The organism is Streptomyces sp. NPDC046876, from assembly GCF_040645035.1.
Lineage (GTDB): Bacteria > Actinomycetota > Actinomycetes > Streptomycetales > Streptomycetaceae > Streptomyces.
Genome location: NZ_JBEYXK010000036.1, coordinates 26,026 through 42,177 on the forward strand (window position 1 = coordinate 26,026; position 16,152 = coordinate 42,177).

The following is a 16,152-nucleotide window of genomic DNA, read 5'->3' on the forward strand; positions in this document are numbered from 1 at the left end:
GCAGGCCGGGACACGGCTGCTGACCGGGACCGGCTGCGGGACCTGCTCCGTCATGCGGCAGGATGACCCCGTTCCGGATGCGTACGCACGTGCGCAACACGAACGCGGCTCTGAGCACGACGAACTGACAGGTGGCAAGGTGACGACGACTCACTCCATACGACGGCCGGCAGCACCCCTCACCGCTTCCGCGGCCCGGCCCCGGACGGAGGCCGTCCGTTGATGACCCGGGAGCTCGTCCTGCACGACTGGCTGGCGGCCGGCATCGCTCTCGCGGCGGGCGCCGCGGCCGCCCTCGTCCTGCGCGCCGTTCTGAAGCGGCTCGCCAAGCACGCCGAGAGGACCCGGTGGGCGGGCGACGACATCATCGTCGACGCCCTGCGGCCCGTCGCCCCGGGAGCGGCCCTCATCGGAGGCGCCGCCGTGGCCGCCTCCCTGCTGCCGCTGGCGGCGCGGGTCTCGGGGTTCGTGAACCAGTCCCTGACGGCCGTCCTCGTCCTGATCGCCACGCTCAGCGCGGCGCGGGTCATCACCGGCCTCGTCCAGTCCGTGGCGCAGTCGCGGACCGGCGTGGCCGGCTCGGCCACCATCTTCGTGAACATCACGCGGATCGTGGTGCTGGCGATGGGCTTCCTCGTCGCCCTGCAGACGATGGGCGTCTCCATCGCCCCGCTGCTCACCGCCCTCGGCGTGGGCGGTCTGGCGGTCGCGCTGGCGCTCCAGGACACCCTGGCGAACCTGTTCGCGGGCGTGCACATCCTCGCCTCGAAGACGGTGCAGCCCGGCGACTACATCCGCCTCACCAGTGGTGAGGAGGGCTACGTGGTCGACATCAACTGGCGCAACACGGTGGTCCGCAACCTCTCGAACAACCTGGTCATCATCCCCAACGGACGGCTGGCCAAGACGAACATGACCAACTTCACCCAGCCGGAACAGCAGCTGTCGATCCTGGTCCAGGTCGGCGTGGGGTACGAGAGCGACCTCGAGCACGTGGAGCGGGTGACCCTCGAGGTCGTGGACAGCGTGATGGCCGACATCAACGGCGCCGTCCCCGACCACGAGGGCAAGGTCCGGTTCCACACGTTCGCGGACTCGCGGATCAACTTCACGGTGATCCTGGGCGTCGGCGAGTTCAGCGACCAGTACCGCATCAAGCACGAGTTCATCAAGCGGCTGCACCGGCGCTTCCGGTCGGAGGGCATCTCGATCCCCGCCCCGACCCGCACGGTCGCCCTCCACCAAGACGCCCTCCACCAGGACGCCCCGGCCCGCACCATGCCCCCGGTCCCCCACCAGCGCGAGACCTCGCCGTCCCTCTGACGGTCCGGTCCCGCGCCCCCTCTCCCGGTCGGCCGGGCCCTGCCCGCTGCCGCTGGGCGGGAGGGGGCCCGCGCCGGGGCGCGCCGCGCGGGTGGGTCGGGCCGCGGCGTGGATCGCGGGGCCGGGACCGTACGATGTGGCCGTGACCTTTGCCGCGCAGCCGACGAGCCGCCGCCCCGCCGGGCGCGGCTTCGTGCTGCTGGTGCTGGTCGTCCTGGCCGGCGTGCTCGGCATGCACGCCCTCTCCCCCGGCCCGGCCTCCGCCGCGGCTCCGTCTTCGGCTTCGGCTGCTGCCCATCACGGCGCGCACGCAGCCTCCGCGTCCTCCGCGTCCGAGCACGACGAGGGCGACGAGGGCTGTGCGCATCCCGACGGCGGTTCCGGCCACCTCGAACACGCCGACGGGACCTGCGCCGCGGCCGGGACCGTCACCGCCTATGCGCCCCCGGCCCTGACCGCCGCCCTCGTCGAGGCCACCGCGCTGCCCCCGCTCGCCGGGACGGCGCCGCGGTCGGCGCTGAACGGCCGGGCTCCGCCCGATCTGGCCGAATTGCAGCTCCTGCGGATCTAGAGCAGCCCGCGCGGCCCGCCACGCCCCGAGCCCGGACGTCCCCGACGTCGGCCGGGGGCGGCGCGGCGCCGTGCCCGCGGACACCTCTTCATCCGTACCCCGCGCACGCTCCCGTACCGGGAGGGCTGCGCAGCAAGGAGCCACCTCACCATGAGCAGCAAGCGTTCCCTCGTCCGCCGTACCGCCGCCCTCGTCGCCGCGGGGGCAGCCGCCCTCGTACTGGCGGCCTGCGGCACGGAGCAGGGCAGTGACCACTCCGCCGGCCACAGCGGCGCGCACACCGGCAGCAGCACCGCTCCCTCCGCTTCCGCTCCGGCCTCCGCCCTCGCCCCGCAGGACGGGCACAACGCGGCGGACGCCGCCTTCGCCAAGGGGATGATCCCGCACCACCGCCAGGCGGTGGAAATGGCGGACCTGGCGGCCACGCGCGCCGAGTCCGGCGACGTGAAGAAGCTCGCCGAGGACATCAGGAAGGCCCAGGACCCGGAGATCAGGACCCTGTCCGGGTGGCTGGCCTCGTGGGGCGAGCAGGTGCCCGCCGAGGGCGCCATGGACCACTCCGCGCACGGCGCGTCCGGCGCGGGCGGGATGATGGACGCCCAGGAGATGGACCGGCTGAAGGGCGCGTCCGGCAAGGCCTTCGACACCGCCTTCATGGAGCTGATGATCAAGCACCACGAGGGCGCCGTGGCGATGGCCAAGACGGAGCAGGCCGAGGGTGCCTTCCCCGGGGCCAAGACCATGGCGGAGGCCATCGTCAGCTCCCAGTCCGCCGAGATCGCGCAGATGAACAAGCTCCTCGGCAAGGGCTGACGGGCTCACGGGCTCACGGGCTGACACGTAACGCCCGGGTGCGGGTGCCTCCGCGGCGCCCGCACCTGCGGCGGCCGCCACGGCTTCCCGTCACTTCAGGAAGGCGCCGATGCGGTCGAGCGCCTCGGCGGGGATCGCCGTGGGCAGGGCGAAGTGGCTGAGCTGCGGCAGGGTCTCGACCTGCGCGTGCGGTACGGCGCGCCGGGCACGGGCCTCGACGTCGGCTGCGCGGTGGACGGCGCTCCGCCCGGCGAGGAGGACCAGCAGCGGCGCCCGCAGCGGCGAGGCGTCCGGGCGCCGACCCACCACGGGACGCCGGCGGCCCGCTGACGCCTCGGCGGCCAGGGCGTAGAGCCGCTTCCATTCCGGGTCGGTGTCCGTGCCGGCGGTCTCGCGCTCCAGGAAGGCGAGCGCGCGGGCCGCCGTCGGCCGTACGAGCACGGGCAGCGACCGCAGCAGGAACGCCGGGCGGAATCCGCCGAAGCACTGCGTGGGGTCGAGCAGCACCATCCGGTCGACGCGGTGCGCGCTGTGCAGGGCGTACGTGAGGGCGATCCAGGCGCCGTACGAGTGCGCCAGCAGGTGGACCCGGCTGAGGCCCAGGGCGTCGAGGAGCGCATCGAGCCAGGCCATGAGGTCGGCGGGGTTGCGCAGCGGGAGCCCGGCGGGGACGCTGCGGCCGGTGTCGCCGAGGATGTCGACGGCCAGGATCCGGTGGCCGGCGCCGAGGGCCTCGGCGGTCCGGAACCAGACGGTCCCGGTGGCGCCGCCGCCGTGCAGGAGGAGCAGCGGCGGGGCGTCCTCGGCTCCGAAGGCGTGGACGCGGGTGGTGCCGTACGGGGTGGGGACGTCGAGCTCGTCGGTGCCGGCGGGCCAGCGGGCGAGCAGGGCGTCGTAGGCGGCATGGAACGCGGCTTCGGCGGTGGACAGGGGCACGGCTCCTCCGAGCGGGGGAAGGCAGCGGACATCTTTTTGACTAGTTCTCTCGCTGAGCGAGATACTAGCTGAGTGAGCAATGACACTTCCCCCTCCCCCGAGATGCGGCTGGTCCACCTCCTGCGTGCGGTGACCGTGGAATTCGATCTCCGCGGCGCCGAGTTCGCGGCCGCGCACGGCCTGCACCCGACGGACTTGCGCGCCCTGATCTGGCTGCTGGACGCCGGGCGGGCCGGGACGAAGGCGACTCCGGGGCGGCTGGGCGACGCGCTGCGGATGAACTCCGCCGGTGTGACGGCCCTCGCGGACCGGCTGGAGCGGCTCGGGCTGGTCCGCCGGGAGCGGGACGTGCAGGACCGGCGCCGGGTGCTGCTGACGGTGGAGCAGAGGGCGGTCGACCTCGGCTGGGCCTTCTTCGGTCCGCTCATCGGGGGCCTGGTCGCCGCGGCCGAGGACTTCACCCCGGCGGAGCTGGACGTCGTCCACCGCTATCTGAGCGCGGCCCTGCGCGTGAGCGCGGCGAATCCCGCCGCTTCCGAGTCCGGTACGGAGGAGGCGGAACCGGACATGGCTTGAAATGCGTTGTTTCCCCGAGGAGCCGACCGACTTGAAGGGGACGACACATGTGGCTGACCGAAGGGGCCGGGGACCGGGACCCCCGGGGCCCGGAAAGGGCGTGGCCGGGCTTCCACTCGAAGCCGTCCCCTTACGGCGAGCCCGATTACCGCCTGGTCTTCCCGGCCCCGGTGTCCGCGCAGCTGCGGGCCCTCGCGGACGAAGTCCTGGCGGCCGACTGGCCGGTCCGGCTGGCTTTCCGGAGTTCGCGGATCACCCTGCTCGACACGCTCTGCCGCTGGCAGACCCTGCGCACGCTCGCCTACCTGCACGCCCTGGCCTCCGGTACGGCGCAGGACCCGGCGCTCCTCGACGACCTTCGGATGGTTCCCGGCCGGGACACCGCCGCCGATCCCGGGGTGCCCGAGCTGCTGGCCCGGCTGGAGCGGACCGCCGCGGACCTGCCGGCGGAGCTGCGCGACGCGGTCGTCCGCGACGGCGGCAGGCTGCTCGCCGGCAACCGGTTCGCGGCCTCGGTCGTCGCCGCCGGACTCACCTCCGACTCCCGCCCGTCGGACATGGACGAGGCCGTCTCGCGGTCGGTGGTCCTGTCCGCCTACTGGTACGAATCCCCCGCCCAGCGGGGCGGCCTCGCGCTCGCGTGGAGCGCCAATTTGTTCGTGCGCTGCTGGCTGTGGTGGTCCGCGAGCTTCACGTACGGCGACCCGGCGGGCGGCATCGGCATCACCAGCGACCCTCCGTCGCCGCGCCCCGCCGCCCGCGACCTGCCGGGCTGGGCGGCGCCCTTGCTGTGACGACGGGAGCGCGCGGACAAAGTCAGCCGGGTCTCGTTCCGCCGTTGTGGTGCGGTGGGGACAGGAGGGCGAGCAGGCCCGCGATCTCGTGGCCCCCCTCGGCGGGGTGGCGGAAGAGGGAGCCGGGGACGATGGCGTAGTGGTTGCGGCGGCCGTCGTCGGCGCGGGATTCGCGCGTGAGGTACCCGGCCTCCTCGAGGTCCGCGATGATCGCCTGCACGGTCCGTTCTGTCACCCCGCAGGTCAGGGCGACATCGCGGAGCCGTACGCCCGGGTCGCGGGAGACGGCGAGCAGGACGCGGGCGTGGTTGGTGAGAAAGGTCCACTCCGAGCGCTGAGCGCGCGCATGTCGCATACATCCAGTTTGCGCCTTTTAACTGCTAACTGCGATCATACGTGGTGATTTTCAGGTAATTATTGATAAGGGACCTCTGCCCACAATGCTGTCCAGGCACCCCACCCGGTCCTGGAGGGGCACATGAATCCCTTCACCACAGCCGTCCGCCACGCGTCCGCATCGCCGTCCGTGTCGGCGCCCCGCCGGGTCGAGGACCTCGCGGACCCCGGCCTCGGCATCACCGTGACGTCGTCCGTGGGCGGAGTCATGGTCGTCGCGGTCAGCGGTGAGATCGACCTGCACAGCGCCGTGCACCTGCGGCGGGCCCTGGCCGCTGCCCTGGCCGGCTGCCAGGACCAGTTCGAGATCGCCCTGGACCTGTCCGCCGTCACCTTCTGCGACTGCTCCGGCCTGAACGCCCTGCTGCGGGCCCGCCGCCGTGCTCGGCGCGAGTGCGTCTCGCTGACCATCAGCGCGGCGGCCCCGCCGGTCAGCCGCCTGCTGGAACTGACCGGCACGGCCGCCCTCTTCGACGGCCGAGCCGCGACGGTCAGCGGGGCTGCGGCGGGCGCCTGAGGAACCGGCCGGGCTGCGCCCGCCCCCTGGGGCTCCGCCCCAGACCCCGCGCCTCAAACGCCGGCGAGGCTGAAAATGCCCACCCCCGCTTCGAAGCGGGCGGGGAGCTCCAGCAACCCGCTCCGCGAGCGCGGTGCCGAGGTCGTCGCCCGCGCGCAACCCGTGGCACCAGCCTGCCGCCACCTGTGACGGGAGCCCGGCAATTCCAGCCTCGCCGGCGATTTCCGCCACCCTCGACCGCTTCACCGCTCTCGAACAGGCCCTCGGACCGCTGCCGGAACACCCGCGCCTCGCCCTGGACGCCGCTATCATCACGGGCCGCTGCCGGAGGCCGGGTAGTTGCTCGTCGACGTGGCCCTTCCCCACATGTTGCGCCAGTCCCGGGCGTTGGGGCACCGTCGTGTGCGTCATGACCGGTGCGTGCGGGGACACGGAGGCTCCGGCCCGGTCAACGCCCACCGGATCTCTTCACTCTCCATACGATCGACTACGGCTCCGTCACTATCACGCGGCGAACCTCTTGAACAGCACAACGCCGTCAACACATCCGTGACACAGTGCCCGTACGGAGGTGGGGACCGACCGGGAGCGCGCGGGCCAGGCCTGCCCGGCTCTGGTCGGACGATCGGGGGGAGAGCACAAGTGCTAGACGAGGAAAGCGCGTTACGGCTCGCCGCGGCGTGCACGCACGAGTCCGAGATCCGCCGGCGGCTCCGCGGGAGCGCGCTGGCGGCGGCGACGCCGCTGGACGCCGTCCTGACACAGGACGCGGAGGAACGGGAGCTGCCGGGCCTGCTCGACGCGCTGCACCGGGCGCTGCGGGCCACCGGCGACCGGCACGGACTGGACGCCTACACCCGCGCGGGCCTGACGAACGAGCGGGGTCTGTTCACGGTGGGTGTCGACCACGCCGTACCGATCGATCCCATGCTGCTGTGCCCGCTGCACCGCTGCCTGCGCCACGAGTCGCCCGACGCCCCCGCCGGGGCGCCCCGGTGCGCCGTGAACGGCGCGCCGCTGCTGCGCCGCGAGGACTGAGGGGGTCGGCGGCGTGCTCGCGGAACTGGGGAAGAAACTCGCCGAGAAATGGCTCACCTTGCTGGTCCTGCCGGGCGCGCTCTACCTGGCCGTCGGAGTGGCGGCGGACCGGCTCGGACACAGGCACCCGTTCGACGCCGCCCGGCTGGCCGGCCAGGTCGGCGCCTGGGCGAAGACCCCCGCGCTCGGCGCCTTCGGCGGCCAGGCGGTGCTGCTCGCCGCCGTGGGCGTCGCGGCCGCCGGGGTCGGGGTGGTCGCGCAGGCGCTCGGCTCCCTGGTCGAACGGCTGCACCTGGCCGCCGACTGGCGCGGCTGGCCCGCCGGAGCCCGCACCTGGGCGAACCTCGCCACCCGGCGGCGGCACGCCCGCTGGCAGCACCGGCGCGAACTGGCCGGCCGGGCCCGGGCCCGGGCCCACATCGCCGGCCCAGACTCCCGCCCGGCCGCCCTGGAAGCCGCAGCCGAGGCGCGCGCGGCCGCCTACAGCGTCAGCACCGAGGAACCCGTGCGGCCCACCTGGAGCGGGGACCGCGTCCACCTCGCCGCGCTGCACGTCCGACGCGACTTCGGGCTCGACCTGGCCGCGCTCTGGCCGCACCTGTGGCTGACCCTCCCCGACCCGCCGCGCGCCGAGGTCACCGCCGCCCGGCAGGCCCTGGCCCGCGCGGCGATGCTCACCGCCTGGGCCGTGCTGTACCTGCCGTTGGCCCTGTGGTGGTGGCCCGCGCTGATCGTCGCGGCCGCACTCACCCTCACCGGGCACCACCGCTTCCGGGCCGCCGCCGACACCTACGCCACCCTCCTGGAGGCCGTCGTCCGGCTGCACGCGGGCGACCTGGCGCGCCGACTCGGCCTCGACTGCCCGGGCCCGCTCACCGCCGCCGACGGCGCGCGCCTCGCCGGGCTCCTGGTCCCCCGGCCGCTCTCGTCCGCGTCCCCGAGTGGTACCGCGCCGACGCTCCCGGCCTGACCCCGTACGACCCGAACCGGGCCGGCGCGGCGCGTCCGCCGCGGACCGGTCCGAACGTTCCCGGTCCCGTGGGACCGCCCTCACGAAGGATGAGTGAACTGCGACATGACGCGTGCGGCACGGCTGGCGGCGGTGTGGACCCGGATCAACCGGATCGCCCAGGAGGAGAGCACGGCCCCGCTGCTGGAGCCCGCGGCGCTCGATGAAGCCCGGGCGCTGACCGAGGACTTCGCGGACGGCGACACCGAAGCGGCGTACGTGCTCGGCTGGTTCCACTGGCTCCGCTACCAGGCCCTGCCCGAGGGCGAGGACGAGGAGGACTTCGCGGCAGCCCACGATGCCTTCGGACTGTGCTTCGTACGGGGCGTGCCCGGCTTGCCCGAGATCATGCTGCCGAACCTCGCCAAGGCCGCCGTCCCGGACGCCACCGAACTGCTGGAGCGCTCGCAGTTCTCCCCCGACCCCGGCGTGCTCTCCCACGCCGTGCAGCTGTGGCAGCGCATTGTCCAGGCCACCCCGGCCGACCACCCCTACCGCGCCGACCGGTTGTTCCACCTCGGGATCGCGCTGGAGGACCGCTACGAACGGCTCGACGACCCGGCGGACCTGGACGCCATCATCACGGTGGGACGGGACGCGGAGACAGCCGGCCCCGCCGACCACCCCGACCGGGCGCGGCGGCTGGGCAACCTGGGGAACGCCCTGCGGCGGCGCTTCGAGCGGCAGGGGAAAGCGGCGGACGCGGAGGAGGCGATCCGCGTCCTGCTCCTGGCCGCCGACGTCTCGATCGACGCCCTCGACCGCTCGATCATGCTGCTCAACCTGGCGCTGGCGCTACGCAGCAGGTTCACCTGGGCGGGCGCAGCGGCTGACCTGGACGCGGCGATCGCGCACGTGGACGAGGCGGCGGCCATCGCCGCCCCCGACCACCCCGAGCGGCCCAAGATCCTCTCCCTCCGGCAGGAGCTGTCCGAGCACCGGTCCGGGTACCGGGATGTGCGAGCGGCCATGCACGACCTGGTCGAGCGCTTCGCGGCCGCGGTGGACGCCGCGACCAACGCCGCCGACCGCGCGGAGCACCTGTTCGACCTCGGTGAGGCCCTGCGCTTCCGCTTCCTGCACACGGGCGTGGTGGCGGACGTGGACGCCGCGATCGGCCGTTTCCGGGAGGCCGTGGCGGCGACCCCGCCCGGTCACCCCGACCGGGCCAAGAGGCTGTCCCACCTCGGTGAGAGCCTGCGCCTCCGCTACAACAGGACGGACCGGCCGTCCGACCTGGACGCGGCAATCGACCGCTTTGACGAGGCGGTGGCCGCCGCTGTCGACCCGGACGAGCACGCCACGCAGCGGTTCCACCTCGGCGGCGCGCTCATCGAGCGCGCCCTGGACCGGCGGGCGCTCGCGGACGTGGACAGCGCGATCCGCTGCCTGCGGCAGGCCGTGGACGCCGTTCTGAGCGATGCCCCCGGGCAGGACGGCCCCCCTGACCGTCCTGACCGGACGACGCGGCTGGTCCGGCTCACCCGGGCGCTTCAGATCCGCTTCGAGCTGACCGGTGGAATGGCGGACCTGGACGCCGTGATCAACCAGACCCGCGCGGCAGCGCCCACCACTCCACGGGACCACCCCGAGCGGGCCTCGCTGTTCATCGCGCTCGGCGGCGCGCTGGGCAAGCGGAGCGAGCTGATGGGGACGCTGGCGGACACGGACGCCGCCATCGGGTACTTGACGGAGCTCCTGGAGTCCACGCCGCCCGAGCTGCTGCACCGGGTCGGCGTCCTGAACAACCTCGGCATGGCGCTGCGGGCCCGCTTCGACCGCACGGGAGCGCTGGAGGACCTGGACACCGCAGTCGACCACTTCCGGGCGGCGGAGGAGGCCGCCGAGGACGACGACGAGCGCTCGGTCCCGCTGACCAACCTTGGCAACGCGCTGCGACACCGGAGCGAGCGGCTGGCCACGGCGGCGGACGCGGACGCCGCCGTGGCCAGCCTGACCCGGGCGGTCACCCTCACCCCCGCCGGCCACTCCCAGCGCGCGGTGCGGCTGTCCAAGCTCGGCATGGCACTGCGCTCCCGCTACGACCGGACGAAGCGCGTCGCGGACCTGGACGGCGCGATCAACTGCTTCACGGAGGCGGCGTCCCACGCCGAGGGCACGCCCGGCCTGGCCGGCATCCTGACCAATCTGGGCGGCGCGCTCCAGCGCAGGTTCGAGCTGACGCGGTCGCCCGCCGACCTGGAAGCGGCGATCGACCGCCTGGCCGAGGCGGTGGCCGCCGCCCCGACGGACAGCCTCGAACGGGTCGCGATGCTGAACAACCTGGGCGGCGCACTCCAGCGCAGGTTCGAGCTGACGGAGTCGCCCGCCGACCTGGACGCGGCGATCGACCACCTGACGGAGACGGTCAGCGCCGTCCCCGCCCACCACCCCGACTACGCGCTGGGGCTGTCCAACCTCTCCAGCAGCCTGCTGACCCGCTACCAGCGCGCGCAGCGGCCCGCTGACCTGCGCGAGGCGATCTCCTGCCGGCTGGCGGCCTCGAAGGTGCGGTCCGCCGCGCCCGGCCGCCGGATCATGGATGCGGCCCAGGCGGCGGGCCTGCTCGCCGCGTCGGGAGACCCGGCCGCCGCGGCGAACGCGGCGGAGAGCGCGGTCCTGCTGCTGCCACAGGTGGCGCCTCGACGCCTGGAGCGCGGCGACCAGCAGTACGCCATGGCACATTTCTCCGGACTGGTGGGCGACGCCGCCGCCCTGGCCCTAGCCGCCCCGGGCGGAACCCCCGCCGGGCGGGCCGAACGCGCCCTCGGCCTGTTGGAGACCGGCCGGGCCGTCCTGCTCAGCCAGGCCCTGGAGACCCGCAACGACCTGACCGACCTGCGCAAGCACCACCGCGAACTCGCCGAGCGCTTCAGTGACCTGCGGGAACGGCTCGACAGCCCCGCCGACGCAGCCGCACCCGGCAGCACCGTCCCCGGGCCGACCAGCCACGGAACGGCGGCGGACGGGCCGGCCGCGGACGGGCCGCCGCGCGAACGGCACCTGCTCGCCCGGGACTTCGCCGACCTGCTGACGGAGATCCGCGCACTGGACGGCTTCCGCACCTTCGCGCTGCCACCCGCGCCGGCCGAACTCCGCGCCCAGGCGGCCCACGGCCCCGTCGTGGTGTTCAACACCAGCGCGTACCGCAGTGACGCGCTGCTGGTCACCGAGCGCGGCATCCGGGCCCTGAACCTGCCAGACCTGGCCCTGCAGCCCCTGACCGAACGGATCGACACCTTCCAACGGGCACAACGGGATACGTCGAGCCCGGACCAGATCGAGCGGGTCGCGGCCGAGGCCGCCATGGTCGAGGTCCTTCGGTGGCTGTGGGACGCGGCCGCGGGCCCTGTGCTGCACGCGTTGGGGTTCCACGGACAGCCCGGCAACACGAAGGACTGGCCGCGGGTGTGGTGGGTGCCGGGCGGCCTGCTGGGGCTGCTCCCCCTGCACGCCGCGGGCCACCACGACGACCCGCGAGACCGTCCGGACCGGCGCACGGTGATGGACCGGGTCGTCTCCTCCTACACCCCGACGATCCGCGCGCTGCGCCACGCCCGTGAACGCGCCCGGACCGCCGCGGCGGCCGGGCCGGCGCGCAGCCTGGTCGTGGCGATGCCGACCACGCCCGGCCTGCCCCGCGACGGACGGCTGAGGCACGTCGGGAAGGAGGCGGCGGTCCTGCTCGAACGGCTGCCGGCCCCGGTGCTGTTGCGGGAGCCGGGCCCCGGCGAGGATCCGGCCGGCCGGGGGTTGCCGGTACCGACGAAGGCCGCCGTCCTGGAGCGGCTGCCGGACTGCTCGATCGCGCACTTCTGCTGCCACGGTTCGAGCGACCCCGCCGACCCCTCCCGGAGCCTGCTCCTGCTGCACGACCACGCGGACGACCCGCTGACCGTCGCGGGCCTCGCCGCCGTCGAACTGGGACGGGCCCGGCTGGCCTACCTCTCGGCCTGCCGGACGGCGGCCGTCGACACCGCCGAGCTGCTCGACGAGGCCATCCACCTCACCTCGGCCTTCCAGCTCGCCGGGTTTCCCCGGGTGATCGGCACCCTGTGGGAGATTGACGACGAACTCGCGGTCACCGTCGCCGAGTTGTTCTACGACGCCCTCGAGAACGGGACGGGGGGCCTGGATCCGGACCGCTCGGCGTACGCGCTCCACCGGGCCGTCCGCCTGATCCGCGACGGCTACGACCTGCCCGCCTCGATGGACCTGAGCGGATTGCCCTCACTCTGGGCCGCGTACGTACATTCGGGCGCCTGAGTGAGCGGCGTCGGCGCAAGGTGGTGGCCGACCGGCAGGCACGGATCACCCACTGTTCATGAAGCGAAGAGAACTCCATGATCGGGTGAACCGTGCCTGCCCTGCTACCAGCACCTACTGGCGGACGCACTCGCTTGCCGGCGATTGAGGCGTGGGGGCGGGCGGAGCCGGGGTCAGGTGAGGAGAGATGTGACGGGGGACGAGGGATTCCAGTGGGGGTCTCGGGCCGTGAGGCGGGTCGTTACCCGGGACCAGGCCCCCGGGTCGGTGCCCAGCCTGGCGGCGACCAGGTCGGCCAAGGCCCCCAGGGCGGCCTGCGCCTGCGGCGGGGCATCGGCGCGGCGGGACGCGCCGCTCAGGTACGCGAGGACCACCGCGGCCGGAGCCGCCTCGTGCAGGAGGTCGGCGGCGCCGAGGTGGCCCGAGGCCAGCAAGCCGTCGAACTGGGTGGCGGCGGCGCAGCCGTGGCGGCCGCCCAGGCCGTGCCGGGCCCGCGCCAGGGTCAGTTCGGGCCCGTCGGGCAGGCCGTCCGGTCCGGGCTCCTCCACCAGCCCGGCGTGGCGCAGCCGCAGCGCGGCCGGCGCGTCGGGATGGCGGACGATGTACGGCCATTGCGGCAGCGGATCCTCCGCGTGGGCGCTCTCCACGGCCTCCCAGTCGATCCCGTACGGGCGGTCCCGCAGGACACCGGTGGTCTGCCAGTGGTGGGTGGCCCGCCGCAGTCGGGCGACGAGCTTGCCGGGGGCCAGTTCGCGGTCGGCGCGGGCCCGCAGCACGGCGGCCGGGTCGCCGGACTCCAGTGCCTTGACGCAGAGTGTGGTGGCGGCCTGGCCGAGGACTCCGCGGGCGACGAGCGCCGCGAGCCGGTCGCGCCCGCCGTGCTCGCACAGGTGGAGGCAGCCGAGCACCTGCTGGGCGAGGCTGAGGCCGGTGCGCCGGGCGAAGACCTCCTCGATCAGGTCCGGTTCGGCCGAGGTCAGCCAGCGGTCGTCGCCCACCGGCCCGGCCGACGGATCGGCCCGCAGCACGGCCAGGACCCGCGCCCCGAGCCCCTCCGCGGGGTGTGTGCCGCCGGGGCGGGAGCGGGCCACGATGCGGCGGGCGACCTGCGCCGTGGTGCCGTGGCGGAGCAGCGCGAGGTCGACGTCCGGCTCGCCGAGGTCGGCCAGCAGCTCCGCGGCGCCGGGCGAGAGCCACCGGGTCTGGGAGGCGAGGACGCGCAGGGCCTGCGGATCGCGCCCGGCCAGCAGCCGGTCGAGGACGGTCCGCGGGGTCCGGTCGTGCCGCAGCAGGTAGGCGGCGAGCAGCCAGGGCCCGTCCGGGCCTAGCCGCGGCAGGACGGCGTCGACGACCTCGGCGTCGTCGGCCACGCACAGCAGGGTGCCGATCGGCCAGAGCCAGAGGTGGTTGCCGCGGTCCGCCATCCGGACGGCCTCGTCGGGCGTGTCGGGGCGGGCGGTGTACGAGGCGTACGCGCGTTCCTCCGGCGGCCGGTACCCGGCGGGTGCCGTGTCGCCGGACCGGGCCAGCCGCAGCAGCTCCACCCAGCCGGGCCCGCCCACGCTCTCGCCGGAGGCCGTGGAACCCGCGTGTCCGGCGGTGCCGGCCGCGGTGTCGGCGAGCCGGAGCCAGGCGTCCGGGTCGGTGCCGAGCTCGGCGCGCAGCAGTCGGCCGGTCTCGGCCCGCCAGGCGGCGGCGAAGGCGAGGCGGCGCCAGTCGTGCGGGAGCTGCAGCAGGTGGCGTGCCGGGAGCACGGCCGTGAGGTCGGCCGCCTGGACGATGCCCTGGGTGTAGGCCCGTTCGAGGGGCTGGACGCCGGTGCCCCAGGTGGTCACGGGGGCGGCGAGGATCTCGTCGGGGGTGGGCGCAGTGGGCCAGGAGCCGTGGGGCGGTGCGATGCCGTGAGCGGCGCAGGCCTCGACGAGCCACTGCGGGGTGGCGAGGCCGGGGGCGGTGTCGCCGTGGTGGTGGGCGAGGAAGCGCAGCACGCCCGGGTCGGCGGGGAGCGGGACCTCGCCGGGAGCGAGGGAGCGCAGGAGGTCGAGGGCGGCGAGTGCCGCCGCCATGCGGGGGCCGCGGGGAACGGCGGGTGCCTCGGCCGCTTCCGCCACTGCCGGACTGCGGTCCGGCGCCGCCGGGCGGGTGTCGGGGGCGGCCGCTTCGCCGTCCTGCGGGCCGGCGGTCGGTGCGCCCGTACCCGTACCGCCGGCGCCCCCGGAGCCGCCGGAGCCGTCGCTCTGCGGGGCCGGGGCCTTCCCGGCTTCGGTGAGCACCTCGCTGAGCGTGCCCGGGTGCCGGGGCAGGAGGGTGTCGAACGCGGCCCAGGCCTCGGGGCGGTCGCCGAGCCGGTCGGCGGCCAGCTCGTGCAGGGCGGCAACGGCGGCGCCGCCGAGCAGCTTCCGCCGGGCCAGGCGGTCCAGGGCGTGCAGGGCGCGCGCCGCCGGGTGCGCGGTGGCGATCAGGTCGACGGGGTTGAGCAGTCCTGCCGCGGCCATGCCTTCGGCCCACAGGCCGGCGTGGTCGTCGAGCTCCTCCTCTGCGAGGCGCTGCCGGGGCGGGGCGGTGTTGCCGGCGCGCCGGCCGCCCGTGCGCCAGGGGGCGTTGAGGGTGCTGAGCCGGAAGGCGAGCCGCTGGGTGTCGTCCGCGGCCTCGTGGCGGGCCAGTTCCTCGCTCGCCTTCGGCATGAACGGCGAGGCGGCGTGCGCCTGCGCGAGGGCGTTCAGGTCGTGGACGTACGGCTCGGACAGCAGGTCGCGCAGGCTGCTCGTACCGCGCGTGGTGGCCAGCAGGGCGGGCAGCCGGGCGGGGTCCTCGTACGGCTCGCACCGCTCCCGCAGCGCGCGCAGCGCCTCGCCCGAACCGTCATCCGAGCCGTCGTCCGCGGCGAGGGCCCCGGCGACGTCGGAGACGACGGCCCGGCTCATGCACCTGCGGACGCCGGGGTCGTCGAGGAGGGCGCGCACCGCCTCCGGGCCGGTGCGCTCCCAGACCCGGACCAGGGCGTACTGCTGGGCGACGCCCCGGGCGCCGCCGATCAGGGCGCGGGCGGCGAGCTGCGGATCGCCGGATCCGAGCAGCGGGGCGAGCCAGGTGTGCGGCACGCTAGCGCCCCGGTCGGCCAGTTCGGCGTACAGCGCCTCGTCCAGGGGGATCCGGTCGAGGCGGTGCACGAGGGTTCGGCGCAGGGACTGCGTGGCGCGGGGGTTGCGGTAGACGGCGGCCCCGACCTGCGGGTCACCGGTGTCCAACAGCCGGGCCAGGACCCGGCTGTCGAGGCGGGTGTGGCGGGCGAGGGCGGTCCGGGTGCGGGGGTCGCCGTACTCGGTGACCGCGGCGGTGACGGCCGGGCCGGGGAGGGAGCCGGTGGCGAGCAGTCCGTCGAGGGTGCGGTCCGGCAGGACGGCCACGGCGGCGGCCGCGTCCTTCGGCGGCGCGTGCTCCAGGAGCAGGGCCAGGGTGGCGTGGACGCTGCGCGGCGCCGGCGGGCGCAGGCCACCGGGGGACGCGGGCGGTACGGGGTGTGCGGGCGGTGGTACGTCGGCCAACAGCTCGGGCAGCGTGCCGCGGTGGGTCGCGAGGGCGTCATGGAGGCCGAGCCACCGCTCGGCGTCCCCGCCGAGGTGGTCCCGTACCAGCGCCTCGAGGAGCTGCCCCGTCTCCGCGTCGGGCCCTGCGGCGGCGGCGACGGCGCCGGCCACCGTCCGGGCGGGCCGTCCTTCCGCCACGGCCCGCAGGGAGGCTCCGGCCGGCGCCGCGGCCGGGGCCTCCCGGGGCAGGCCGAGGAGCGAGCGCAGCGTCCGCGCGGCCGAACTGTCGTGCGAGGTACTCATGGACGCCATGCTAGGAAAGGGGTCTGACAACCCCTCGGCCCGAGACCCTCACGCGCCGCTCGGGACCTTCACGCGCCGCTCGG

The 16,152-nt window shown here is 75.0% G+C and carries 12 protein-coding genes; 9 read left to right on the forward strand and 3 right to left on the reverse strand.

From position 1 onward, the window contains the following. The first annotated feature begins 222 nt into the window (after positions 1 to 222). From ABZ924_RS20300 to ABZ924_RS20310, 3 genes are all read left to right on the forward strand, one after another. Entirely contained in the window at positions 223 to 1,323 is a 1,101-nt protein-coding gene (locus ABZ924_RS20300) for a mechanosensitive ion channel family protein (RefSeq protein WP_361911321.1), read from the forward strand. 142 nt (positions 1,324 to 1,465) lie between these two features. Next, positions 1,466 to 1,894, forward strand: a complete 429-nt coding sequence (locus ABZ924_RS20305; protein WP_361911324.1) for a DUF6153 family protein — start codon at positions 1,466 to 1,468, stop codon at positions 1,892 to 1,894. Between the two features lie 150 nt (positions 1,895 to 2,044). Further along, positions 2,045 to 2,707: a DUF305 domain-containing protein gene (locus ABZ924_RS20310; RefSeq protein WP_361911327.1), complete on the forward strand. Its 663-nt coding sequence runs from the start codon at positions 2,045 to 2,047 to the stop codon at positions 2,705 to 2,707. A 90-nt stretch (positions 2,708 to 2,797) separates the two neighbouring features. On the opposite strand, the gene ABZ924_RS20315 is transcribed toward ABZ924_RS20310, so the two are convergent. Next, on the reverse strand, positions 2,798 to 3,643 hold the full coding sequence (locus ABZ924_RS20315; RefSeq protein WP_361911330.1) for an alpha/beta hydrolase: 846 nt from the start codon (positions 3,641 to 3,643) through the stop codon (positions 2,798 to 2,800). A gap of 102 nt (positions 3,644 to 3,745) precedes the next feature. Between ABZ924_RS20315 and ABZ924_RS20320 the strand changes: the two genes are divergently transcribed. Further along, complete coding sequence (locus ABZ924_RS20320) at positions 3,746 to 4,219, forward strand: MarR family transcriptional regulator (protein ID WP_361911422.1); 474 nt, start codon at positions 3,746 to 3,748, stop codon at positions 4,217 to 4,219. Positions 4,220 to 4,266: 47 nt separating this feature from the next. Further along, positions 4,267 to 5,013: a hypothetical protein gene (locus ABZ924_RS20325; RefSeq protein ID WP_361911333.1), complete on the forward strand. Its 747-nt coding sequence runs from the start codon at positions 4,267 to 4,269 to the stop codon at positions 5,011 to 5,013. A 22-nt stretch (positions 5,014 to 5,035) separates the two neighbouring features. Here the strand turns inward: ABZ924_RS20325 and ABZ924_RS20330 are convergent, their stop codons facing one another. Then, positions 5,036 to 5,368 (reverse strand): helix-turn-helix domain-containing protein, encoded by a 333-nt coding sequence (locus tag ABZ924_RS20330; protein ID WP_361911335.1) that lies wholly within the window; start codon positions 5,366 to 5,368, stop codon positions 5,036 to 5,038. A gap of 123 nt (positions 5,369 to 5,491) precedes the next feature. Here ABZ924_RS20330 and ABZ924_RS20335 point away from each other — a divergent pair, with 123 nt between their 5' ends. From ABZ924_RS20335 to ABZ924_RS20350, 4 genes are all read left to right on the forward strand, one after another. Then, a complete protein-coding gene (locus ABZ924_RS20335; RefSeq protein ID WP_361911338.1) occupies positions 5,492 to 5,926 on the forward strand; it encodes an STAS domain-containing protein in 435 nt (144 codons plus the stop codon). Between the two features lie 642 nt (positions 5,927 to 6,568). Further along, complete coding sequence (locus ABZ924_RS20340) at positions 6,569 to 6,964, forward strand: hypothetical protein (RefSeq protein WP_361911341.1); 396 nt, start codon at positions 6,569 to 6,571, stop codon at positions 6,962 to 6,964. A 13-nt stretch (positions 6,965 to 6,977) separates the two neighbouring features. After that, positions 6,978 to 7,934 (forward strand): hypothetical protein, encoded by a 957-nt coding sequence (locus ABZ924_RS20345; RefSeq protein ID WP_361911344.1) that lies wholly within the window; start codon positions 6,978 to 6,980, stop codon positions 7,932 to 7,934. A 105-nt stretch (positions 7,935 to 8,039) separates the two neighbouring features. Continuing rightward, a complete protein-coding gene (locus ABZ924_RS20350; protein WP_361911347.1) occupies positions 8,040 to 12,239 on the forward strand; it encodes a CHAT domain-containing protein in 4,200 nt (1,399 codons plus the stop codon). A 173-nt stretch (positions 12,240 to 12,412) separates the two neighbouring features. On the opposite strand, the gene ABZ924_RS20355 is transcribed toward ABZ924_RS20350, so the two are convergent. After that, positions 12,413 to 16,069: a hypothetical protein gene (locus ABZ924_RS20355; RefSeq protein WP_361911349.1), complete on the reverse strand. Its 3,657-nt coding sequence runs from the start codon at positions 16,067 to 16,069 to the stop codon at positions 12,413 to 12,415. Between the last annotated feature and the right edge of the window lie 83 nt (positions 16,070 to 16,152).

Bases quoted from the DNA above. Each gene is read 5' to 3' on its own strand.
- ABZ924_RS20300 (WP_361911321.1), top strand. From the start codon at position 223: ATGACCCGGGAGCTCGTCCTGCACGACTGGCTGGCGGCCGGCATCGCT.
- ABZ924_RS20310 (WP_361911327.1), top strand. From the start codon at position 2,045: ATGAGCAGCAAGCGTTCCCTCGTCCGCCGTACCGCCGCCCTCGTCGCC.
- ABZ924_RS20320 (WP_361911422.1), top strand. From the start codon at position 3,746: ATGCGGCTGGTCCACCTCCTGCGTGCGGTGACCGTGGAATTCGATCTC.
- ABZ924_RS20325 (WP_361911333.1), top strand. From the start codon at position 4,267: ATGTGGCTGACCGAAGGGGCCGGGGACCGGGACCCCCGGGGCCCGGAA.
- ABZ924_RS20330 (WP_361911335.1), bottom strand. From the start codon at position 5,368: ATGCGACATGCGCGCGCTCAGCGCTCGGAGTGGACCTTTCTCACCAAC.
- ABZ924_RS20335 (WP_361911338.1), top strand. From the start codon at position 5,492: ATGAATCCCTTCACCACAGCCGTCCGCCACGCGTCCGCATCGCCGTCC.
- ABZ924_RS20350 (WP_361911347.1), top strand. From the start codon at position 8,040: ATGACGCGTGCGGCACGGCTGGCGGCGGTGTGGACCCGGATCAACCGG.
- ABZ924_RS20355 (WP_361911349.1), bottom strand. From the start codon at position 16,069: ATGAGTACCTCGCACGACAGTTCGGCCGCGCGGACGCTGCGCTCGCTC.